At 64.0% G+C, this 21698-nt stretch carries 19 protein-coding genes and 1 tRNA gene; all 20 read left to right on the plus strand.

The window, feature by feature from the left end; translation table 11 throughout:
- The first annotated feature begins 33 nt into the window (after window positions 1-33).
- The 20 genes from ACFPPA_RS06975 to truB all read left to right on the plus strand — a co-directional run bounded on the left by ACFPPA_RS06975 (window position 34) and on the right by truB (window position 21611).
- The gene (locus ACFPPA_RS06975; protein ID WP_377318604.1) at window positions 34-390 is read left to right on the plus strand and encodes an NADH-quinone oxidoreductase subunit A; all 357 of its coding nucleotides are present in this window, start codon (window positions 34-36) and stop codon (window positions 388-390) included.
- Window positions 381-938: a NuoB/complex I 20 kDa subunit family protein gene (locus ACFPPA_RS06980; RefSeq protein WP_377318606.1), complete on the plus strand. Its 558-nt coding sequence runs from the start codon at window positions 381-383 to the stop codon at window positions 936-938. Before ACFPPA_RS06975 ends, ACFPPA_RS06980 begins: the two co-directional genes overlap by 10 nt.
- A 9-nt stretch (window positions 939-947) precedes the next feature.
- Entirely contained in the window at window positions 948-1676 is a 729-nt protein-coding gene (locus tag ACFPPA_RS06985) for an NADH-quinone oxidoreductase subunit C (RefSeq protein WP_377318608.1), read from the plus strand.
- 2 nt (window positions 1677-1678) lie between these two features.
- The gene (locus ACFPPA_RS06990; protein WP_377318610.1) at window positions 1679-2932 is read left to right on the plus strand and encodes an NADH-quinone oxidoreductase subunit D; all 1254 of its coding nucleotides are present in this window, start codon (window positions 1679-1681) and stop codon (window positions 2930-2932) included.
- Between the two features lie 21 nt (window positions 2933-2953).
- Complete coding sequence (nuoE, locus tag ACFPPA_RS06995; protein WP_377318612.1) at window positions 2954-3481, plus strand: NADH-quinone oxidoreductase subunit NuoE; 528 nt, start codon at window positions 2954-2956, stop codon at window positions 3479-3481.
- A gap of 3 nt (window positions 3482-3484) precedes the next feature.
- Window positions 3485-4810 (plus strand): NADH-quinone oxidoreductase subunit NuoF, encoded by a 1326-nt coding sequence (nuoF, locus tag ACFPPA_RS07000; RefSeq protein WP_377318614.1) that lies wholly within the window; start codon window positions 3485-3487, stop codon window positions 4808-4810.
- On the plus strand, window positions 4807-7131 hold the full coding sequence (nuoG, locus tag ACFPPA_RS07005; protein ID WP_377318616.1) for an NADH-quinone oxidoreductase subunit NuoG: 2325 nt from the start codon (window positions 4807-4809) through the stop codon (window positions 7129-7131). The genes nuoF and nuoG overlap by 4 nt, the downstream gene beginning before the upstream one ends.
- A 4-nt stretch (window positions 7132-7135) precedes the next feature.
- On the plus strand, window positions 7136-8188 hold the full coding sequence (gene nuoH / locus ACFPPA_RS07010; protein WP_377318618.1) for an NADH-quinone oxidoreductase subunit NuoH: 1053 nt from the start codon (window positions 7136-7138) through the stop codon (window positions 8186-8188).
- A gap of 3 nt (window positions 8189-8191) precedes the next feature.
- Window positions 8192-8683, plus strand: a complete 492-nt coding sequence (gene nuoI / locus ACFPPA_RS07015) for an NADH-quinone oxidoreductase subunit NuoI (RefSeq protein ID WP_377318620.1) — start codon at window positions 8192-8194, stop codon at window positions 8681-8683.
- An 8-nt stretch (window positions 8684-8691) separates the two neighbouring features.
- Window positions 8692-9351: an NADH-quinone oxidoreductase subunit J gene (locus ACFPPA_RS07020; RefSeq protein WP_377318622.1), complete on the plus strand. Its 660-nt coding sequence runs from the start codon at window positions 8692-8694 to the stop codon at window positions 9349-9351.
- Window positions 9348-9653, plus strand: coding sequence for an NADH-quinone oxidoreductase subunit NuoK (gene nuoK / locus ACFPPA_RS07025; protein ID WP_007081808.1), 306 nt, complete (start codon window positions 9348-9350; stop codon window positions 9651-9653). Before ACFPPA_RS07020 ends, nuoK begins: the two co-directional genes overlap by 4 nt.
- 4 nt (window positions 9654-9657) lie before the next feature.
- Complete coding sequence (gene nuoL / locus ACFPPA_RS07030) at window positions 9658-11721, plus strand: NADH-quinone oxidoreductase subunit L (protein WP_377318624.1); 2064 nt, start codon at window positions 9658-9660, stop codon at window positions 11719-11721.
- Window positions 11722-11735: 14 nt separating this feature from the next.
- Window positions 11736-13244: an NADH-quinone oxidoreductase subunit M gene (locus ACFPPA_RS07035; protein WP_377318626.1), complete on the plus strand. Its 1509-nt coding sequence runs from the start codon at window positions 11736-11738 to the stop codon at window positions 13242-13244.
- 12 nt (window positions 13245-13256) lie between these two features.
- Window positions 13257-14711, plus strand: coding sequence for an NADH-quinone oxidoreductase subunit NuoN (nuoN, locus tag ACFPPA_RS07040; protein WP_377318628.1), 1455 nt, complete (start codon window positions 13257-13259; stop codon window positions 14709-14711).
- 119 nt (window positions 14712-14830) lie between these two features.
- Window positions 14831-14907, plus strand: a tRNA-Met gene (locus ACFPPA_RS07045).
- A gap of 185 nt (window positions 14908-15092) precedes the next feature.
- The gene (locus ACFPPA_RS07050) at window positions 15093-15647 is read left to right on the plus strand and encodes a ribosome maturation factor RimP (protein WP_377318630.1); all 555 of its coding nucleotides are present in this window, start codon (window positions 15093-15095) and stop codon (window positions 15645-15647) included.
- 62 nt (window positions 15648-15709) lie between these two features.
- Window positions 15710-17215: a transcription termination factor NusA gene (gene nusA, locus ACFPPA_RS07055; RefSeq protein WP_377318632.1), complete on the plus strand. Its 1506-nt coding sequence runs from the start codon at window positions 15710-15712 to the stop codon at window positions 17213-17215.
- Window positions 17216-17345: 130 nt separating this feature from the next.
- On the plus strand, window positions 17346-20177 hold the full coding sequence (gene infB, locus ACFPPA_RS07060) for a translation initiation factor IF-2 (protein WP_377318634.1): 2832 nt from the start codon (window positions 17346-17348) through the stop codon (window positions 20175-20177).
- A gap of 96 nt (window positions 20178-20273) precedes the next feature.
- The gene (gene rbfA, locus ACFPPA_RS07065) at window positions 20274-20657 is read left to right on the plus strand and encodes a 30S ribosome-binding factor RbfA (RefSeq protein WP_377318636.1); all 384 of its coding nucleotides are present in this window, start codon (window positions 20274-20276) and stop codon (window positions 20655-20657) included.
- A 27-nt stretch (window positions 20658-20684) separates the two neighbouring features.
- Window positions 20685-21611 (plus strand): tRNA pseudouridine(55) synthase TruB, encoded by a 927-nt coding sequence (gene truB / locus ACFPPA_RS07070; RefSeq protein ID WP_377318638.1) that lies wholly within the window; start codon window positions 20685-20687, stop codon window positions 21609-21611.
- Window positions 21612-21698: the final 87 nt, after the last annotated feature.

Consider the following 21698-nt stretch of genomic DNA (forward strand, 5'->3'; position numbering starts at 1 on the left):
GATGCGCCTGACGGCGCGGAGGTACGTTGCATCGTGCTTGCCGAATATTGGCCTGTTCTGTTGTTCATCGGCGTTGCCAGCGGCCTGGGCCTGGTATTGCTGGCAGTCGGCCTGCTGGCCGGTCCGCGCCGCCCCGAGGCTGAGAAGCTGGCGCCTTACGAGTGCGGCTTCGAGGCATTCGAGGACGCCCGCATGCGCTTTGATGTGCGCTATTACCTGCTCGCCATCCTGTTCATCATCTTCGACCTGGAAATCGCCTTCCTGTTTCCATGGGCGGTGGTGTTCCAGCAGATCGGGCTGATCGCGCTGATCGAGATGGGGCTGTTCCTGCTGCTGCTGGTGATCGGTTTTGCCTACGTGTGGAAGAAGGGAGCGCTGGAATGGGAGTGATCGATTCCGTCAGCCGGGTGATGCACAACCCGGAGCCGTTGAACGTGGTCGACGACATCCTGCGCCCGGCCGGCGACAACCCGGTGGTCCAGCGCGGTTTTGCCACGGCACGCATGGACGAGCTGATGAACTGGGCGCGTACCGGATCGATGTGGCCGATGACGTTCGGTCTGGCCTGCTGCGCGGTGGAAATGATGCATGCCGGCGCGGCGCGCCTGGACCTGGACCGCTACGGCGTGATCTTCCGGCCGAGCCCGCGCCAGTCGGACGTGATGATCGTGGCCGGGACCCTGGTCAACAAGATGGCGCCGGCCCTGCGCAAGGTCTACGACCAGATGCCCGAGCCGAAGTGGGTCATCTCGATGGGCAGCTGCGCCAACGGCGGCGGCTACTACCACTATTCCTATTCGGTGGTGCGCGGATGCGATCGCATCGTGCCGGTCGACATCTACGTGCCGGGCTGCCCGCCCACGGCCGAAGCGTTGATCCACGGCATCCTGCAGTTGCAGAAGAAAATCCGCCGTACCAGCACCATCGCGCGTTCGTGAGGCACTGAAATGTCCGATACATCTGCGACCTCGCTGGCCGAGCACCTCACCGCGCGATTCGGCGACACGCTGACCATCAGCACGGAACGCAACGAAATCACCGCCGAACTGGCCGCCGCCGATCTGATCGCGGTGGCCACGGCCCTGCGCGACGAGCCGGCGTTCCGTTTCAGCGAGCTGATCGACCTGTGCGGCATCGACTATCTCGGTTATGGCCAGACCGAGTGGGATACCGAGACCGTTTCCGGAACCGGTTTTTCGCGGGGCGTCGAGGGCCAGGCACAGGGCCGCTTCAACTGGGCCGAGCGCCCGCGTGGCATCACTCAGCCGCGCCGCTTTGCGGTGGTGATCCAGCTGCTTTCGATCGCGCACAACCGTCGCCTGCGCCTGCGCGTGTTCTGCGAGGACGACAGCCTGCCGATGGTGCCGTCACTGACCCTGGTGTGGCCGGGCGTGAACTGGTTCGAGCGCGAGGCATTCGATCTGTACGGCGTCCTTTTCGATGGCCACCCCGATCTGCGCCGCATCCTCACCGACTACGGTTTCGTCGGTCACCCGTTCCGCAAGGACTTCCCGCTGATCGGCAATGTCGAGGTGCGCTACGACCCCGAACAGAAGCGCGTGATCTACGAACCGGTGTCGATCGAGCCGCGCGTGCTGGTACCGCGCACCATCCGCAACGACGCCGACCTGATGCAGGCCAGGGCCGAAGCCGCCGACCACTGGCGGGAGAATTGAGCATGCAGGAAATCCGCAACTACACGATGAACTTCGGCCCGCAGCATCCGGCCGCGCACGGCGTGCTGCGTCTGGTGATGGAGATGGACGGAGAGACCATCGTTCGCGCCGATCCGCATGTGGGCCTGCTGCACCGGGGTACCGAGAAGCTGGCCGAGTCGAAGCCGTTCAACCAGTCGATCGGCTACATGGATCGGCTCGACTACGTCTCGATGATGTGCAATGAGCATGCCTACGTGCGTGCCATCGAGAACCTGCTGGGGATCGAGGCGCCGGAGCGTGCCCAGTACATCCGCACCATGTTCGACGAGATCACCCGCATCCTGAACCACCTGATGTGGATCGGTTCCAATGCGCTCGATCTGGGTGCGATGGCGGTGTTCCTGTATGCGTTCCGCGAGCGCGAAGAGCTGATGGACGTCTATGAGGCTGTATCGGGCGCGCGCATGCATGCGACCTACTACCGCCCCGGCGGCGTCTATCGCGACCTGCCGGCGCAGATGTCGCAGTACCGCGAGTCGCCGTGGCACAAGGGCCAGGATCTGAAGCGCATCAACAGCTGGCGCGAAGGCTCGATGCTGGACTACCTCGATGCGTTCACCGCCGATTTCCCGTCGAAGGTGGACGAGTACGAGGAACTGCTCACCAACAACCGCATCTGGAAGCAGCGCACGGTCGGTATCGGCGTGATCTCGCCGGAGCTGGCCCAGCAGTGGGGCATGACCGGCGTGATGCTGCGCGGCTCGGGCGTCGAATGGGACCTGCGCAAGAAGCAGCCGTACGCGAAGTACGCCGAGATGGATTTCGACATCCCGGTGGGCGTCGGTGGCGACTGCTACGACCGATACCTGTGCCGCGTGGAAGAAATGCGCCAGTCGAACCGGATCATCCGCCAGTGCGTGCAATGGCTGCGGGCGAACCCCGGCCCGGTGATGGTGCAGAACTTCAAGGTCGCGCCGCCGTCGCGGGTCGAGATGAAGGAGGACATGGAAGCCATGATCCATCACTTCAAGCTGTTCACCGAAGGCTATTGCGTGCCCGCCGGCGAGACCTATGCCGCGGTCGAGGCGCCGAAAGGCGAGTTCGGCTGCTACCTGGTTTCCGACGGCGCCAACAAGCCGTTCCGCGCGCATCTTCGCGCCCCGGGCTTCGCCCACCTGTCTTCCATGGACACCATCGTGCGCGGCCACATGCTCGCCGACGTGGTGGCCATGATCGGAACCTATGACCTCGTGTTCGGCGAAGTGGATCGCTGAGCCGGCACGACGGAGAAACGCATGAAAGCCACCGGACATTTCGAGCAGGTCAGGAACGTCGATCCGCTCGTCGTACTCACCGAGCACACCCGCCATCACATCGACGAATGGGTGGCCAAGTTCCCGCCGGATCGCAAGCGCTCGGCGCTGATCCAGGGTCTGTTTGTCGCGCAGGAGCAGAACCAGGGCTTTCTCACCGACGAGCTGATTACCGCGGTGGCGAAATATCTCGACCTGCCCTCGGTGTGGGCCTACGAGGTGGCCAGCTTCTACTCGATGCTGGAGACCAAGCCGGTGGGGCGCAACAACGTGGCGATCTGCACCAACATCTCGTGCTGGCTCAACGGTGCCGAGGGTCTGGTGAAGCATTGCGAGAAGAAGCTGGGTATCAAGCTCGGCGAGAGCACGCCGGACGGCCGCGTGTACCTCAAGCAGGAAGAGGAATGCATCGCTGCCTGTGTCTACGCTCCGGCGGCCACGGTCAACGGGCATTACCACGAGCACCTCACCACCGAGAAGCTCGACGAAATTCTGGACGGGTTGGAGTAAGCCATGGCAGTCGGACCCGCACCCCAGGAACACCAGGTCGTCTACACCACGCTGCATTTCGACAAGCCGTGGGCGATGGCCAGCTATGAGCAGGTGGACGGTTACAAGGCCTGGCGCAAGATCCTTGCCGAGAAGCCCGACCCGGCGGCACTGATCGACGAAGTGAAGAAAAGCAGCCTGCGTGGCCGCGGTGGCGCGGGGTTCCCGACCGGGCTGAAGTGGTCGTTCATGCCCAAGGGCAACATGCAGAAGTACATCCTGTGCAACTCGGACGAATCCGAGCCGGGCACGGCCAAGGACCGCGACATCCTGCGCTACAACCCGCATGCGGTGATCGAGGGCCTGGCGATCGCCTGCTACTGCACCGGCTCCACCGTCGCCTACAACTACCTGCGCGGCGAGTTTCATCACGAGCCGTACGAGCACTTCGAGGAAGCGCTGAAGGAAGCCTACGCGGCGGGTCTGCTGGGCAAGAACGTGCAGGGCACGGGCATCGACGTGGACATCCATACCGCGCTGGGCGCTGGCGCGTATATCTGCGGCGAAGAGACCGCGATGATGGAGTCGCTCGAAGGCAAGAAGGGCCAGCCGCGCTTCAAGCCGCCGTTTCCGGCCAACTTCGGTCTGTACGGCAAGCCGACCACGATCAACAACACGGAAACCTATGCTTCGGTCCCTGCGATCATGCGCAACGGGTCCGACTGGTTCCTCAATCTGGGCAAGCCGAACAATGGCGGCCCGAAGATTTTCTCGGTGTCCGGCCACGTCAACAAGCCGGGCAATTTCGAGGTCCGGCTGGGCACCTCCTTCAAGGATCTGCTGGCCATGGCCGGTGGCGTGCGCAACGGCCACCAACTCAAGGCGGTGATCCCGGGCGGCTCCTCGATGAAGGTGCTGCCGGCCGACGTGATGCTCGAGAGCACGATGGATTACGACTGCCTGCAGAAGGCCGGTTCCGGCCTCGGTTCCGGCGCCGTCGTCGTGATGGACGAGACCACATGCATGGTCAAGGTCTGCCACCGCATCTCGCGTTTCTACATGGCCGAATCCTGCGGCCAGTGCACGCCGTGCCGCGAGGGCACGGGCTGGATGTATCGCGTGCTCACGCGCATCGTCGAAGGCAAGGGCACCCAGGATGACCTGCATCGCCTGAAGGCCGTGGCCGGCCAGATCGAGGGTCATACCATCTGCGCGTTCGGCGAAGCGGCTGCGTGGCCGGTACAGGGATTCCTGGCGCGTTTCTGGAACGAATTCGAATACTTTGTGGAACACGGCCGCTCGATGACCGAAGACCAGCTTGCGAAATCCACCCGGGAGGTCGCCGCATGAGTGCGCAACCGACCACCCAGGCAACCGACCTGCTCAACATCGAGGTCGACGGCAAGCCCACGCAGATCCGCAAGGGCGCCATGATCATCGAGGCCGCCGACGCGATCGGCGTGTCGATCCCGCGTTTCTGCTACCACCGCAAGCTGCCGATCGCCGCGAACTGCCGCATGTGCCTGGTCGATGTGGAGATGGGCGGCAAGCTGATGCCCAAGCCGCAGCCGGCCTGTGCCACGCCGGTGGCCGAGGGCATGAAGGTGATGACGCGCTCGGACAAGGCGCTGAAATTCCAGAAGGACGTGATGGAGTTCCTGCTGATCAACCATCCGCTGGATTGCCCGATCTGCGATCAGGGTGGCGAATGCGAGCTGCAGGACGTGGCGCTGGGCTATGGCCGCAGCGTGTCGCGCTATACCGATCGCAAGCGCACGGTGGCCGACGAGAACCTCGGCCCGCTGGTCGCCACCGAGATGACCCGCTGCATCCAGTGCACGCGTTGCGTGCGCTTCACCAGCGAGATCGCCGGCACCTACGAGCTCGGCGGCATGAGCCGTGGCGAGAACCTGCAGATCGGCACTTACATCGGCAAGACGGTCGAGACCGAATTGTCCGGCAACATCATCGATGTCTGCCCGGTGGGCGCGCTGACCAACAAGCCGTTCCAGTTCAAGGCGCGCGCGTGGGAGCTGATCGCCAAGCCGTCGATCGGTTACCACGATGCGCTCGGTTCCAACCTGTGGCTGCACACGCGCCGCGGTGAGGTGCTGCGCACGGTCCCGCGCGACAACGAGGCGGTCAACGAGTGCTGGTTGTCCGATCGCGATCGCTACAGTCATCAGGGCCTGTATGCCGACGACCGCATCAGCGCACCGGAAGTCAAGCGCAACGGGCAATGGCAGGCGACCAGCTGGGAAGATGCGCTGCAGTTTGCCGGCGAGGCGCTGAAGAAGGCGCCGGGCAGCGACCTGGGCGTGCTGGTGCACCCGGCGACCTCGAACGAGGAGGGCGATCTGCTGATGCGGCTGGCCCGCGGGCTGGGCAGCGCCCACGTCGATCATCGCGTGCGCCAGCTCGACTTCGCCGACAACGCCGTGGCGCAGCCGTTTGCGCTGCCGGTGGCGGAAGTCGACCAGATCCGGGCGGCCCTGCTGGTCGGTTCGGACCTGCGTTACGAGATGCCGTTGCTGAATCATCGGGTGCATCAGGCGACCAAGCTGGGCGCCCGGGTGTACGCGGTCAACCCGGCGCATTTCGATTTCAACTACGCGCTGGCCGGTGAGTCGATCGTGGCGCCACAGGCGATGGTCGATGCGCTGCTGGGCTTGGCCAGGGCGGCCGTCAGCGCGGGCACCACGGCACCTGCGGCACTGGCCGGGGCGATCGACGCGGCGCAGGGCGATCAGGGTGACGATGACGCGATTGCCGCGTTGAAGTCGGGCAGGGCGGTAGTGATCCTCGGCGAAGCGGCGGTAACCCATCCGCAGGCGTCCTGGCTGCGGGCGATCGCCCGGTTCATCGCCGACGCCACCGGCGCCGGTTACAACGAATTGCCGGTCGGTGCCAATGCGATCGGGCTGGCCCGACTCGGCGTCGTGCCAGGCAACGGCGGGCTCGATGCACAGGCGATGCTGGCCCAGCCACGCAAGAGCTACCTGCTGTATGGCGTCGAGCCGCCGCATGATTTTGCCGATGGCGCGGCCACGTTGAAGGCGCTGCACGAGGCGGAACAGGTGGTGGCGTTCAGCGCCTACGCCAGTGCCGCCTTGCGCGAGGTGGCCGACGTGATCCTGCCGATCGCGTTGCTGCCGGAGATCGATGCCACCCTGGTCAACGTGGATGGCCTGGCCCAGGGCGTCGGCGCCGGCGCCAAGGCCGCCGGACAGACCCGGCCGGGCTGGAAGGTGCTGCGCGCACTGGGCGGCGCGCTGCAACTGGCCGGATTCGAGTTCGACGATCTTGCCGGTCTGCGCGACGGCATCGGCGAGCGGGCGGTGACGCCGCGCAGCGGTCTGGCCACGCGCCCGACCGCTGGCGGCCTGACTCGTCTTGCCACCTGGCCGATCTATCGCAGCGATGCGGTGCTGCGGCGGGCCACGGCGCTGAACGCGCACCCGCTCAATCGCGCCCCGGCGGTGCGCCTGAACGCGCTGGAGGCCCAGCGACTGGCGCTGGTCGACGGCGGTCAAGTGCGTATCAACGACGTATGCCTGCCGCTGGTGGTCGACATTGCCGTGCCGGACGGCGCGGTCTGGATCGAAGCGGCCCAGGACCTCACCGCCGCGTTGCCGCCGTATGGCGCGTCCATCACCTTGAGCAAGGCTTAAGCAGATGCTTGATCAACTCATCCATCAGCTCGGCTTGCCGATCCTGTACATCTTTGCGATCGTGCTGCCGCTGATCATCGCGGTGGCGATGTTCGTGTACTGGGAGCGCAAGGTCATCGGCTGGATGCACGTGCGCATGGGGCCGAACAAGATCGGTCCGTTCGGCGTGCTGCAGGCTTTTGCCGACGTGGTGAAGCTGCTGATCAAGGAAGTGATCCTGCCGACCAAGGCGAACCGCTTCCTGTACTTCACGGCGCCGTTGCTGGCGCTGATTCCGGCGCTGGCGGCGTGGGCGGTGATCCCGTTCAGCAGCAGGATGGTGCTGTCCAATGCCAACGCGGGCGTGCTCTACCTGCTGGCGATGACCTCGCTGGGCGTGTACGGCATCATCATCGCCGGCTGGGCTTCCAACTCGCGCTACGCGCTGCTCGGCGCGATGCGCTCGGCCGCGCAGGTGATCTCCTACGAACTGGCGATGGGCCTGTGCCTGGTCTGCGTGCTGGTGCTGGCCGGCAGCCTCAACCTCAGCGACATCGTCAACGCGCAGGCCGGCGGCAAGGGCCTGTTCGACTGGTTCTGGCTGCCGCTGCTGCCGGTGTTCGTGATCTATTTCATCTCCGGCGTGGCCGAGACCAATCGCGCGCCGTTCGACGTGGCCGAGGGCGAGTCGGAGATCGTGGCCGGTTTCCACGTGGAGTATTCCGGTTCCGCGTTCGCGATCTTCTTCCTGGCCGAATACGCCAACATGATCCTGGTCAGCTTCCTGGCCTCGATCCTGTTCCTTGGCGGCTGGTTGAGCCCGCTGCAGGGCTGGATCCACGCCGATGCGCCGGGCTGGATCAACTGGATCTGGACCGGCGGCTTCATCTGGCTGTTCATCAAGGCGTTCGTGATGAGCTTCCTGTTCCTGTGGTTCCGCGCCACCTTCCCGCGTTACCGCTATGACCAGATCATGCGGCTGGGCTGGAAGGTGCTCATTCCGATCGCGATCGCCTGGGTGATGGTTGCCGGCTGCATGAAGTATTTCGGCTGGGTCAGCATCGGCGCAGGGGTATAAGCAATGAATTCGGTAACCCGCTATTTCAAGAGTCTGCTGCTGATCGAGCTGTTCCAGGGCATGGGACTGACCATGCGCTACATGTTCAAGCCGAAGTACACCGTGCGCTACCCGATGGAGCATATCCCCAAGTCGAACCGTTTCCGCGGCCTGCACGCGTTGCGCCGCTACGCGAACGGCGAGGAGCGCTGCATTGCGTGCAAGCTGTGCGAGGCGGTATGCCCGGCCCTGGCGATCACCATCGATTCGGCGCCGCGCGAATCGGATGGCCAGCGCCGCACCACGCGTTACGACATCGATCTGTTCAAGTGCATCTTCTGCGGTTTCTGCGAGGAGAGCTGCCCGGTGGATTCGATCGTCGAGACGTCGATCCATGAATACCATTTCGAGCACCGTGGCGAGAACGTGGTGAACAAGCAGCAACTGCTTGCCATCGGCGATCGCTTCGAGCAGCAGATCGCCGCTGACCGCGCGCAAGATGCGGCGTATCGCTGAGGCCCACGATGAATCCCCAACTGCTTCAACTCATCTGTTTCTACGCCTTCGGCTTCGTCACCGTGGCCGCCGCGCTGTCGGTGATCACGCTGAAGAACACCGTGCACGCGGTGCTGGCGCTGGTGCTCACCTTCTTCAGTTCGGCCTGCCTGTGGATATTGCTCGACGCCGAGTTCCTCGCGCTGGCGCTGATCGTGGTCTACGTCGGCGCGGTGATGGTGCTGTTCCTGTTCGTGGTGATGATGCTCGACATCGACCAGGAGAAAATACGCGAGGGCTTCGTGAAGTTCCTTCCCGTCGGCCTGATCGTGGCGCTGGTGATGCTGGCGGAGATGCTCGGCCTGATCGGCGTGCGCGCGATGCATGCCCAGCTCATGGGTGCCGACCCGGCCGCGGTCGCCGGTGTCTCCAACACCACCTGGCTTGGCCTCGCGTTGTATACCCGTTTCCTGCTGCCGTTCGAGATCGCCGCGCTGATCCTCACCGTGGGCGTGATCGCCGCGGTGGCGCTGACCCTGCGCGAGCGTGGCGACGCGCGCTACGAGTCGGCCAGCCAGCAGGTCAAGGTCAATCCGCGTGACCGCGTCCGCATCGTGAAGATGGCGGCCGTGCGCCACGACGCGTCGCCTGCTGCCGACGACAACGCCCCAAAGGAGCCGCGCCCATGATCTCCCTCGCGCATTACATCGTGCTTGGCGCGGTGCTGTTCTGCATCGCCGTCGCCGGCCTGTTCATCAATCGCAAGAACGTGATCGTGCTGTTGATGTCGATCGAATTGATGCTGCTCGCCGTGAACATGAATTTCGTGGCGTTCTCGCGTTTTCTCGGCGACGTCTCGGGGCAGGTGTTCGTGTTCTTCATCCTCACCGTGGCCGCGGCGGAAGCCGCCATCGGCCTGGCGATCCTGGTGCTGCTGTTCCGCAATCGCAGCACGATCAATATCGCCGACATCGACAGCATGAAGGGCTGATCACATGAGTCTTTCGACCTCCATCCTGCTGACGATCGCCCTGGCGCCGCTGGTCGGTTGCCTGCTGGCCGGCTTCCTGGGCAAATTCATCGGCCGGGCCGGCTCGCACAGCGTCACCATCCTGGGCGTGGCGATCTCCTGCGCGCTGTCGTTCTACGTGCTGTACCAGCTGAGCTTCGGTGGTGCCGAGGTCTACAACCAGAACATCTACACCTGGTTCCAGATCGGCCAGCTGAACGCCAGCGTGGGCTTTCTGGTCGACCGCCTGACGGCGATGATGCTGGTGGTGGTGAGCCTGGTGTCGCTGCTGGTGCACGTCTATACCATCGGCTACATGGCCGACGACGACGGCTACACGCGCTTCTTCAGCTACATCTCGCTGTTCACCTTCTCGATGTTCATGCTGGTGATGAGCAACAACTTCGTGCAGCTGTTCTTCGGCTGGGAAGCGGTGGGCCTGGTGTCGTACCTGCTGATCGGCTTCTGGTACAAGCGGCCGACCGCGATCTTCGCCAACCTCAAGGCGTTCCTGGTCAACCGCGTGGGCGATTTCGGCTTCCTGCTCGGCATCGCCGCGGTGCTTTATTTCCTGCATACGCTGGATTACGCCACCGCGTTCGGTGCGGCGCCGGGTCTGCTCGGCAAGACCCTGCAGATCACCGCCGGCACCCATTGGGATGCGGCCACGGTGATCTGCATCTGCCTGTTCATCGGCGCGATGGGCAAGTCGGCGCAGGTGCCGTTGCATGTGTGGTTGCCCGATTCGATGGAGGGCCCGACTCCGATCTCGGCGCTGATCCATGCGGCAACGATGGTTACCGCCGGCATCTTCATGGTGGCGCGGATGTCGCCGCTGTTCGAGTTGTCCTCGACCGCACTGAGCTTCGTGCTGGTGATCGGTGCCACCACGGCGCTGTTCACCGGTCTGATCGGTATCGTGCAGAACGACATCAAGCGGGTGATCGCCTATTCGACGCTGTCGCAGCTGGGCTACATGACGGTGGCGCTGGGCGTGTCGATGTACAGCGGTGCGGTGTTCCACCTGATGACCCATGCGTTCTTCAAGGCGCTGCTGTTCCTCGGCGCCGGCTCGGTGATCATCGCGATGCATCACGAGCAGGACATGCGCTACATGGGCGGCCTGCGCAAGTACATGCCGATCACCTGGATCACCATGTGGATCGGCTCGCTGGCGCTGGTGGCGGTGCCGTTCACCTCCGGCTTCTATTCGAAGGACGCGATCATCGAAGCGGTCGGCCTGTCGCATCGCTGGGGCGCGCATTACGCCTATTTCTGCGTGATGGCCGGTGCACTGGTGACCGGACTGTATACGTTCCGCCAGATGTACCTGACCTTCCATGGCAAGGAGCGCTTCACGGTCGTGGCCGCTCACGGGCATGGCGCGCATGTCGAGCATCGCGACGACCATGGCCACCACGAGCCGGGCGTGATGCACGAGGTGCCGAAGGAGTCTCCTTGGGTGGTCACGCTGCCGCTGATCCTGCTGGCGATTCCGTCGCTGCTGGTTGGTTTCTTCACCGTCGGGCCGGTGCTGTTCGGTGGCTGGTTCGGCAGCGCGATCCACGTCGACGAGGCGAACAACATGCTGGGCGAGCTCGGCCAGGAGTTCCACGGTTCACTGGCCATGGCGCTGCACGGGTTCACCCAGCTGCCGTTCCTGCTGGTGCTCGCCGCATTCGCCATCACCACCTACGTCTACCTGTTCAATCCGGCGATGGCCGACCGGATCAAGAACGCATTGAAGCCGTTCTACAACGTGCTCAATCACAAGTATTGGTTCGACGCGCTGTACTTCGTGGTGTTCGCCCGTGGCTCCACGCGGCTCGGCCGGCTGTTCTGGAAGGCGGGCGACACGGCGGCGATCGATGACGTGATGGTCAACGGTTCGGTCGGTCTGGTGCACCGCATCGCAGCGACGATGCGCCGGCTGCAGTCCGGTTATCTCTATCACTACGCCTTCGCCATGATCCTCGGCCTGATCCTGCTGCTGGGTGGTTACTGGCTGGTGGACTCCGGTTTCATGGGTCACGGGCTGGTCGGGCAATAAGGGAATCACGATCGATGTTCAATCACTTGCTCAGCCTGCTGATCTGGCTTCCCGTCGTCGGTGCCATCCCGGTGTTGCTTGCCGGCACGGCTCGACCCCACCTGGCACGCTGGCTGTCCATGCTGGTGGCGGTGCTGACCTTCGTGGTCAGCCTGTTCCTGCTGCTGCAGTACAACGCCGATGCAGGCGGCATGCAGCTCACCGAAAGCTACATGTGGATCGCCTCGTGGGGCGTCCACTACAGCCTCGCGGTCGATGGCATCTCGGTGGCACTGATCCTGATGACCAGCTTCGTCGGCATCCTGGTGATCGCCGGCGCGTGGGAGGTCATCCAGGACAAGCCGCACCAGTACATGGCCGCGATGCTGATGCTGGAAGGCCTGCTGATCGGCGTGTTCTGTGCCACCGATGCGCTGCTGTTCTACGCGCTGTTCGAGGCGATCCTGATCCCGATGTTCATCCTGATCGGTATCTGGGGTGGGCCGCGGCGCGTCTACGCCACGCTGAAGTTCTTCATTTACACGTTCTTCGGCTCGGTCTTCATGCTGATCGCGCTGCTGTACCTGTACCAGAAGGCAGGCACGTTCGACATGGCCACGCTGGCGGCGCTGCCGCTGACCATGAAGGAGCAGACCTGGATCTTCTTCGCGTTCCTGATCGCGTTCGCGATCAAGGTACCGATGGTGCCGGTGCACACCTGGTTGCCGGATGCGCATGTCGAGGCGCCGACCGGCGGTTCGGTGGTGCTTGCCGCGGTGATGCTGAAGGTGGGTACCTACGGAATGCTGCGCTTCATCCTGCCAATGGTGCCGGATGCAGGTGCGCACTACGCCTGGCTGGTGATCGTGCTGAGCCTGGTCGCGATCGTCTACATCGGCTACGTCGCGCTGGTGCAGGAGGACATGAAGAAGCTGGTGGCGTATTCCTCGGTGGCCCACATGGGTTTCGTCACGCTGGGCATCTTCATCGCGTTCTGGCTGGTGCGCGAGCAGGGCAGCACCGGGATGGCCCTGCTGGGCATGCAGGGCGCGATGGTGCAGATGATCTCGCATGGCTTCATCTCGGGTGCGATGTTCACCTGCATCGGCGTGCTGTACGACCGCATGCATACCCGCTCGATCAAGGATTACGGCGGCGTCATCAACGTGATGCCCTGGTTCGGCTTCTTCTACGTGCTGTTCGCGATGGCCAATTGCGGCCTGCCGGGCACCAGCGGTTTCGTGGGCGAGTTCATGGTGATCCTGGCCAGCTTCAGCGCCAATCCGTGGATCGCGCTGTTCGCCGCCTTCACCCTGATCATCGGAGCGGCCTATACGCTGTGGCTGGTGAAGCGGGTGCTGTGGGGCGACATCACCAACCCGCACGTGGCCGAGATGAAGGAAATCAACGGTCGCGAGACCTTCGTGCTGGCCGCCTTCGCCGTTGCGGTGCTGGCGCTGGGCATCTGGCCGCAACCACTGGTCCATCTGATGGACAGTTCGGTGTCGCAGCTGGTGCAACAGCTCGCCATTCACAAGATTTAAGCAGGATCGAACATGCCGAACTTGAATGACATCCTGATCCTGTTGCCGGAGTTCTATCTGATCGCGGCGGCGTGCCTGCTGTTGCTGCTGGACGCCTTCATGAAGCCTGCGCAGCGGCCACTGCTGCACTGGATCTCCATCGTCGTGCTGCTGGTGGCGATCTACCTGGTGATCGTCGGTCAGCCGGATCAGGCGGTGAGCGCGTTCGGCGGCATGTTCGTGCGCGACGACGTCTCCGACATCCTGAAGGTCTTCGCGCTGGGCACCACCGCGTTGGTGATGGTGTATGCGCGGCCGTACCTGATCGATCGCAAGCTGCTCGGCGGCGAGTTCTACACGCTGATGATCTTCGCGGTGATCGGCATCATGCTGCTGGTCTCGGCCGGCAACCTGGTCACCGTCTATCTGGGGCTGGAGCTGCTCTCGCTGTCCTCGTATGCGCTGGTGGCGCTGAATCGCGATGCAAGGTTGCCGTCCGAAGCGGCGATCAAGTACTTCGTGCTGGGTGCGCTGGCCTCGGGCATGCTGCTGTACGGCATGTCGATGGTTTACGGCGCCTCCGGCATGGGCGGCACGCCGAGCCTGGATCTGGCGCAGCTGCATCACGTGATGACCTACACGAAGGCTCCGACCCTGCTGCTGTTCGGGTTGATCTTCATGGTCGCCGGCATCGGCTTCAAGCTGGGCGCCGCGCCATTCCACATGTGGATTCCCGACGTCTACCAGGGCGCGCCGACGCCAGTCACCACGTTCATTGCCTCCGGTTCCAAGCTGGCCGCCTTCGGCATGGCTTACCGCCTGCTCGATGGCGGCATGGGCGATCTTTCGCAGCACTGGCAGTTGATGCTGGCGGTACTCGCCGTCATCTCGCTGGCGATCGGCAACCTGGTCGCGATCGTGCAGACCAACCTCAAGCGGATGCTGGCGTATTCGACCATCTCGCACATGGGTTATCTGCTGCTGGGACTCTCGGCTGCCGGCCCGGAAGGCTATGCCGCCGCGATGTTCTACGCGATCTGCTACGCGCTGATGAGCGTGGCCGCGTTCGGCGTGATCCTGGCCTTGTCCCGCACGGGTTTCGAGTGCGAGGAAATCGCCGACCTGAAGGGCTTGAACCAGAAGTCGCCGTGGATGGCATTCCTGATGCTGCTGGCGATGTTCTCGCTGGCCGGCGTGCCGCCGCTGTTCGGCTTCTGGGCCAAGGCACTGGTACTGGAGGCGGCGATCCATGCCGGCATGATGTGGCTGGCGATCGTCGGCATCGTGTTCGCGATCATCGGCCTGTATTACTACCTGCACGTGATCAAGGTGATGTACTTCGACAAGCCGGCCGAGGGCAGTGCGTTGACCGTGCAGCAGGACAAGCCGCTGCGCGTGGCACTGTCACTCAACGCCCTGTCATTGCTGGCACTTGGTCTGTACTGGGGGCCCTTGCTGGGCTGGTGCCGGCGCGCATTCGGCCTGTGACAGTGTCGCGGGTGGGCGGCGAGACGATGATGAAGCGGTCGATTGTTCGTTGCATGCCGATTGGTTGAAGTTGAGGCTTGCAAGAAACCGGCCACCCCGTTAAACTCTTCGGACTCTGATGCGGGGTGGAGCAGTCTGGCAGCTCGTCGGGCTCATAACCCGAAGGTCGCAGGTTCGAATCCTGCCCCCGCTACCAGATCTTTCTTGATACAAGAAAGCCTCCTCGTGAGGCTTTTTTGTTGGGCGCAAGGATGCGTCGTGCCGGGCTGCATGGCAGCCGCGGGCACCGGAAGGAGCTGCATGAGCAGGAACATCGGCGAGATAAGGAAATGGGCCGTTGGAGCCCATTTTTTGTTTCCGCGATCTGGATCAGGTGAGTTCATGGATACACAGGCACTGGCACAACGCTTCACCGAGGTACTGGCCGATCTGGGCCTGGAATGCCTTGGCGTGGAGTTCACCCCGTCGCACGGGCAGAGTACCCTGCGGGTTTACCTGGATTTGCTCGACAAGGGCGACCCGGACAAGGCGGCGGATGGTGAGCGCCGCGAAATCGGTATCGAGGATTGCGAGACCGCCAGCCGCGAGCTGTCCGCGCTGCTTGATGTGGAAGATCCGGTTCCGGGCCACTACGTGCTGGAAGTCTCCTCGCCGGGCATCGATCGACCGCTGTTTACCGCCGCGCAGTTTGCGAAGGTCAGCGGGCAGGAAGTGAAATTGCTGCTGAAGGCGCCGCTGGAAGGGCGTCGTCGCCTGCGCGGCAAGCTGGTTTCGGTGGAAGGCGAGCGGATCGTGCTGGAAGCGGAAGGCAAGACATTCGAATTCGATCACGCGCTGGTGGAAAGTGCGCGTGTGGTGCCGGATTGGGTGGCACTGGGTTATGCGCCGCAGCCCAAGCGCGGTGGCAAGCCAGTGGTCCCGAAGGCTCCGAAGTAATAAGTGCAAGATAATTCATCAAGATCGATTGGACGCCGTCAGGCGCCTATGGAGTTGCTGCAATGAGCAAAGAACTTTTGCTGGTCGTCGACGCGGTTGCCAATGAAAAAGGCGTGCCGCTGGAAGTGATTTTCGAAGCGATGGAGGCCGCGTTGGCCTCGGCCGCGAAGAAGCGCTATCCGGACGAGGAGCCCGATATCCGTGTCTCGATCGACCAGGACACCGGTGAATACCAGACGTTTCGTCGCTGGGAAATCATTGCCGACGATGGCGAGATGGAATCGCCGTCCTACCAGTTGCGTCTGATGGATGCGCTGGACGAGCGCGCCGACGCGCAGGTGGGCGAGTACATCGAGCAGCAGGTCGAGAACGCCGAATTCGGTCGCATAGCGGCACAGGCCGCCAAGCAGGTGATCGTGCAACGCGTGCGCGAAGCCGAGCGCCAGCAGGTGGTGGACGCCTTCGCGGATCGGGTCGGCGAACTGGTGACCGGTATCGTCAAGCGGGTCGAGCGCGGCAACATCTACCTCGACCTGGGCAGCAACGCCGAGGCCTTCATTCCGCGCGACAAGACGATTCCGCGCGAATCGGCCCGCGTCGGCGACCGCGTGCGTGGCTATCTCTACGAAGTGAAGTCCGAAGTGCGCGGTCCGCAGCTGTTCGTGTCGCGCGCTGCGCCGGAATTCATGATCGAGCTGTTCAAGCTGGAAGTGCCGGAAGTCGGCCAGGGCCTGGTCGAGATCAAGGGTTGCGCCCGTGATCCCGGTGATCGCGCCAAGATCGCCGTGCTGGCCCACGACAGCCGTACCGATCCGATCGGTGCCTGCATCGGCATGCGCGGCTCGCGCGTCCAGGCAGTCTCCAACGACCTCAACGGCGAGCGGGTGGACATCATCCTGTGGCACGAGAACCAGGCGCAGTTCGTCATCAATGCGATGGCGCCGGCTGAAGTGCAGTCCATCATCATGGACGAGGAGAAGCACTCGATGGACATCGCGGTGGCCGAGGACAAGCTGTCCCAGGCGATCGGTCGCGGTGGCCAGAACGTGCGGCTGGCCAGCAAACTGACCGGCTGGCAGCTCAACGTGATGACCCAGGACCAGGTTACCGCCAAGAGCGAGTCCGAGCAGGAGGCCGCGCGCCAGCTGTTCATGGACAAGCTCGAGGTGGACCAGGAGATTGCCGTTATCCTCGTGCAGGAAGGTTTTTCCAGCGTCGAGGAAATCGCCTATGTGCCCAGCGCCGAGTTGCTGGCGGTGGAAGGGTTCGACGAAGACATCGTCGAGGAGCTGCGTGCGCGTGCCCGCGATGCCCTGCTGACCGAGGCACTGGCGGTGGAGGAAGGGGTCGAGGAGCATCAACCGTCCGCCGAGCTGCTGGCGCTGGAGGGCATGGATGAGGCGACGGCTTATACCCTGGCTGCACGTGAAGTGAGTACGGTGGACGATCTGGCCGATCTGGCGGTGGACGACCTGATCGATATCGAGGGCATGGACGAGGAGCGCGCAGCAGCGCTGATCATGGCCGCACGTGCGCCGATGATCGCGCGGCTGGAGAAAGGCGGCTAACCGCGGGCGGCGGCACCCTGGATGGGTGTGCCGAGAAGGGCTTCGATAGGCTCTTCACCAAGGATGGAGGCGGCGGCGCAGATAATGCCGCACAGATGATAAGCGCGGGAACGGCGGAGCAAAGAACACGATGTCGGACGTCACGATCAAACAACTAGCCCAGGTACTGGGTTTGCCGGTCGACAAGCTGCTGACCCAGCTTGGCGAGGCGGGCATGAAATTCTCCGACCAGGAGCAGGTCATCAGCAGCACCGAAAAGGTGAAGCTGCTTGGCTTCCTGCGTCGCACGCACGGCAAGAGCGAAGTCGCTGCGGAGGTCGATGACAGCGCGCCACGCCAGATCACCCTCAAGCGGCGAACGGTCGGCGAGCTGAAAGTGGCCACCCCGGGTGGCCGCGGTGCCGCGGGCAGCGCCAAGACAGTCAATGTCGAGGTGCGGGCCAAGCGCACCTACGTCAAGCGCAGCGTGATTGCCGAGGAAGCCAGCGTCGAGCCCGAGCGCGAGGATGCCGTGCGCAAGCTGCAGGAATCGCAGCAGCAGCGCGAACAGGAAGAGCGCGAGCGTGTCGAATCCGAGCAGCGTCGGGAGCAGGAAGCTCAGCAGCGCGTTCTGGACGAGCAGCAGAAGCACGAAGAGAAGCAGCGCAAGGCCGAGGCCGCCAGTGCGGCGCCGGTCGCCGCTCCGGTCGAAGCCGCGGCGATGCCGGAGCCGGCCGCCGAGGCCGCTCCCGCGGAGGTCGCCGATGACGCCGCCGGGACCGTGCAGCGTATGGATCAGCGCGATCTCGGCATGATCCTGCCGCGTATCCATGAGCCGCGCAAACGCGAAAAGCTGGTCAAGCCGGTGCCTGCGCCGGCACCCCCGCCCGCGCCTGCCGTGGCGACGCCTGCCGCTCCCCGTGCCGCTGCCACCCCCGCCAGCGCTGCGGCGCCTGCGGCGGCGGCTGATGCCCGTGGCAAGCCCAAGCATGCCCGCGAGCGCAATGACAGCGCGGGTGCTGGTGGCAAGGAAGGTCGGGACAGTGCGGGCAAGCGCTTTGTCGGTGGCCAGATGCACCTGAGCGAAGCCGACCGCGCGCGCCGCTCTTCCAGCAACAAGCGCGGCAAGCCGGGTCGCAGCAGCGGCCGCGAGATGCTGTCGCGCGGACACAGCAATGCGCCGAGCGGGCCGCACGGGTTCTCACGCCCCACCGCGCCGGTCGTGCGCGAAGTGGTGGTGACGGAAGCCAATGTCGTGGCCGAGCTGGCCCAGAAGATGGCGGTCAAGGGTTCGGAGGTGGTCAAGGCGCTGTTCAAGATGGGCGTCATGGCGACCATCAACCAGACCATCGATCACGATACCGCGGTGCTGGTGGTCGAGGAGCTTGGCCATACGCCGGTTGCCGACAACCAGAACAATGCCGAGGAGACGCTGGCGGCGCATACCCAGAACGTCGAGCTGGAGGGCGAGAAGACCACGCGTCCACCGGTGGTGACGATCATGGGGCATGTCGACCACGGCAAGACCTCGCTGCTCGACTACATCCGTCGCACCAAGGTCGCTTCGGGCGAGGCGGGCGGTATTACCCAGCACATCGGTGCGTATCACGTGGAGACTTCCAAGGGCGTCATCACGTTCCTGGACACTCCCGGCCATGCCGCGTTCACCTCGATGCGTGCCCGTGGCGCGCAGTCGACCGACATCGTGATCCTGGTGGTGGCCGCCGATGACGGCGTGAAACCGCAGACGATCGAGGCGGTGAAGCATGCGCGCGCCGCCAAGGTGCCGCTGATCGTCGCGGTCAACAAGATGGACAAGGAAGGCGCCAATCCGGACAACGTCAAGCAGGGTCTGGTCGCGCACGAAGTGGTGCCGGAAGACTGGGGCGGCGACGTCCAGTTCGTGCCGGTATCGGCCAAGACCGGTGAAGGCGTCGAGGCTCTGCTCGATGCGATCTCGATCCAGGCCGAGGTGATGGAATTGAAGGCGGTTGCCGATGGCCGTGCCTCCGGCGTGGTGATCGAATCCAGCCTCGACCGTGGTCGCGGACCGGTGGCCACCGTGCTGGTGCAGCAGGGTACGTTGCGCAAGGGCGATTTCGTGGTCTGCGGTATCGAATACGGCCGCATGCGCGCTCTGATCGACGAAACCGGCAAGCAGGTGCAGGAAGCCGGTCCGTCGATTCCGGTGCAGGTGCTCGGCCTGTCCGGCGTGCCGGAAACCGGTGACGACTTCGTCTGTGTCGAGGACGAGCGGCTGGCTCGCGAAGTGGCGCAGGAGCGTGAGCTCAAGCGTCGCGAGACGCGCATGGTCAGCAAGAGCAACCGGCTCGAGGACATCATTGCCAAGATGGGGCAGGGCGTGGAGCAGCAGACGCTCAACATCCTGGTCAAGGGCGACGTGCAGGGTTCGGTCGAGGCGCTGCGTGAATCGCTGACCCAGATCGGCAACGAGCGGGTCCGGGTCAATGTGGTTTCCTCGGGCGTGGGCGGCATCAACGAATCCGATGCGACGCTTGCCGCGGCCTCGAAGGCGCTGATCATCGGCTTCAACGTGCGTGCCGACGCATCGGCACGCAAGGTGATCGAGACCGCCGGCCTGGACGTGCGCTACTTCTCGATCATCTATGACGTGATCGACCAGGTGACCCAGGCGGCCACCGGCCTGCTCGGCATGGAAGTGCGCGAGGACGTCATCGGCCTGGCCGAGGTTCGCGAAGTGTTCCGCAGTTCCAAGTTCGGCGCCGTGGCCGGTTGCATGGTCACCGAAGGCCACGTCAAGCGCAGCAAGCCGATTCGCGTGCTGCGCGACAACGTGGTGGTGTTCGAGGGCGAGCTGGAGTCGCTGCGCCGGTTCAAGGAGCTGGTCGACGAAGTGCGCAACGGCATGGAATGCGGTATCGCCGTCAAGCAGTACAACGACGTCAAGCCGGGCGACCAGATCGAGTGCTTCGAACGCACCGAAGTGGCACGTACGCTCTAAAGCAGAAATGAGTGTGGGGAAGTGAGAAATGAGTGAAGGCGTGTACGTGCGCTCTCGTTTCTCGCTTCTCTCCACGATCAACTCAGGTTTACCTTCATGCCATCACGTGATTTCAAGCGCACCGACCGTATCGGTGCGGAACTGCGCCGCGAGCTCGGCATGCTGGTGCATGCGGCCGTGCGCGACCATGGTCTGCCGTCGGTCAGTGTGTCGGATGTGGAAATCACCCGCGACCTGGACTGGGCCACGGTGTGGGTGACCGCACTGATGCCCGAGCAGGGCGTGCCCACGGTGAAGGCGTTGAACCAGATCAGCCACGAGATCCGCCATTCCCTGGCACACAGTGGCATGCGCATGCGCCGGGTGCCCGAATTGAAGTTCAAGTACGACGATTCGGTCGACAAGGGCGAGCGCATCGAGTCGCTGCTGCGTGAGCAGGCGCGCGACCTCGCTCCGCCTGGTGACGACAAGCAGGACTGAACCGGAGCATTGGGTATTGCCAAGCCGATGAATCGCCCGCCGCGTATCCAGTATCGCGACCTGCACGGCATCGTGCTGCTCGACAAGCCACTGGGACTGAGTTCCAACCAGGCATTGCAGGCCGTGCGTCGATTGCTGCGCGCGTCCAAGGGTGGCCATACCGGTGCGCTGGATCCGCTGGCTACCGGCCTGTTGCCGCTGTGTTTCGGCGAGGCGACCAAGCTGGCCGGCAGCCTGCTCGGTGCGCGCAAGGCGTATCTGGCCGAGTGCCGGCTCGGTATCACCACCGACACCGCCGACAGTGAAGGCGACATCCTGCAGCAGCGGCCGGTGCCGGAACTTGACGAGGCCACCGTCGAAACCGCGCTGGCCCGGCTGCGCGGACGCATCCTGCAGGTTCCCCCGATGTACTCGGCACTGAAACAGGACGGCGAGCGGCTGTATGTGAAGGCCCGTCGTGGCGAAACCGTCGAGGTGCCGCCGCGCGAGGTGGATGTGCACCGGCTCGATCTGCTCTCCCGTGACGGCGACACGCTGCAGTTGCTGGTGGAATGCGGCTCAGGCACCTACGTGCGTTCGCTGGCCGTGGATCTGGGTGAGGATCTGGGCTGTGGCGCACACCTGACCGCCTTGCGCCGGCTCTGGGTCGAGCCGTTCCGCGAACCGCGCATGGTGACGCTGGAGCAGCTCCAGCAGGCGGCGGAGCAGGGCGACGAGGCCTTGCTGGCGTGGCTGCTGCCGGTCGCGGCCGGCCTGTCGGACCTGCCCGTCGTACACCTGGATGAAGCGCAGAGCATGGCCATTTCCCGCGGGCAGCAGATCCAGCTGGCGGCGTCATCTCCGCTGGGGCGTTGCGTGGCTTTTGCCAGCGATGGCGCGTTGCTGGCCCTGCTCGAACTGGATGGCGAGCGGCGCGCCCGCATCCTGCGTGGCTTCAACCTGCCGCCAGACTGACGAATTTGCACCGATCGACCGCTGCGCACTTGTTGTAACACCGCTCCCATCAGTAGAATAGGCAAGTTATTTCAACGCTTTCATTCA

The sequence above is a fragment of the Rhodanobacter ginsengisoli genome (genome assembly GCF_042657065.1).
Taxonomy (GTDB): domain Bacteria; phylum Pseudomonadota; class Gammaproteobacteria; order Xanthomonadales; family Rhodanobacteraceae; genus Rhodanobacter; species Rhodanobacter ginsengisoli.

Coding starts and splice junctions, on each gene's coding strand:
- ACFPPA_RS06980 (WP_377318606.1), top strand. CDS start 381: ATGGGAGTGATCGATTCCGTCAGCCGGGTGATGCACAACCCGGAGCCG.
- ACFPPA_RS06985 (WP_377318608.1), top strand. CDS start 948: ATGTCCGATACATCTGCGACCTCGCTGGCCGAGCACCTCACCGCGCGA.
- ACFPPA_RS06990 (WP_377318610.1), top strand. CDS start 1,679: ATGCAGGAAATCCGCAACTACACGATGAACTTCGGCCCGCAGCATCCG.
- nuoE (WP_377318612.1), top strand. CDS start 2,954: ATGAAAGCCACCGGACATTTCGAGCAGGTCAGGAACGTCGATCCGCTC.
- nuoF (WP_377318614.1), top strand. CDS start 3,485: ATGGCAGTCGGACCCGCACCCCAGGAACACCAGGTCGTCTACACCACG.
- nuoG (WP_377318616.1), top strand. CDS start 4,807: ATGAGTGCGCAACCGACCACCCAGGCAACCGACCTGCTCAACATCGAG.
- nuoH (WP_377318618.1), top strand. CDS start 7,136: ATGCTTGATCAACTCATCCATCAGCTCGGCTTGCCGATCCTGTACATC.
- nuoI (WP_377318620.1), top strand. CDS start 8,192: ATGAATTCGGTAACCCGCTATTTCAAGAGTCTGCTGCTGATCGAGCTG.
- ACFPPA_RS07020 (WP_377318622.1), top strand. CDS start 8,692: ATGAATCCCCAACTGCTTCAACTCATCTGTTTCTACGCCTTCGGCTTC.
- nuoK (WP_007081808.1), top strand. CDS start 9,348: ATGATCTCCCTCGCGCATTACATCGTGCTTGGCGCGGTGCTGTTCTGC.
- nuoL (WP_377318624.1), top strand. CDS start 9,658: ATGAGTCTTTCGACCTCCATCCTGCTGACGATCGCCCTGGCGCCGCTG.
- ACFPPA_RS07035 (WP_377318626.1), top strand. CDS start 11,736: ATGTTCAATCACTTGCTCAGCCTGCTGATCTGGCTTCCCGTCGTCGGT.
- nuoN (WP_377318628.1), top strand. CDS start 13,257: ATGCCGAACTTGAATGACATCCTGATCCTGTTGCCGGAGTTCTATCTG.
- ACFPPA_RS07050 (WP_377318630.1), top strand. CDS start 15,093: ATGGATACACAGGCACTGGCACAACGCTTCACCGAGGTACTGGCCGAT.
- nusA (WP_377318632.1), top strand. CDS start 15,710: ATGAGCAAAGAACTTTTGCTGGTCGTCGACGCGGTTGCCAATGAAAAA.
- infB (WP_377318634.1), top strand. CDS start 17,346: ATGTCGGACGTCACGATCAAACAACTAGCCCAGGTACTGGGTTTGCCG.
- rbfA (WP_377318636.1), top strand. CDS start 20,274: ATGCCATCACGTGATTTCAAGCGCACCGACCGTATCGGTGCGGAACTG.
- truB (WP_377318638.1), top strand. CDS start 20,685: ATGAATCGCCCGCCGCGTATCCAGTATCGCGACCTGCACGGCATCGTG.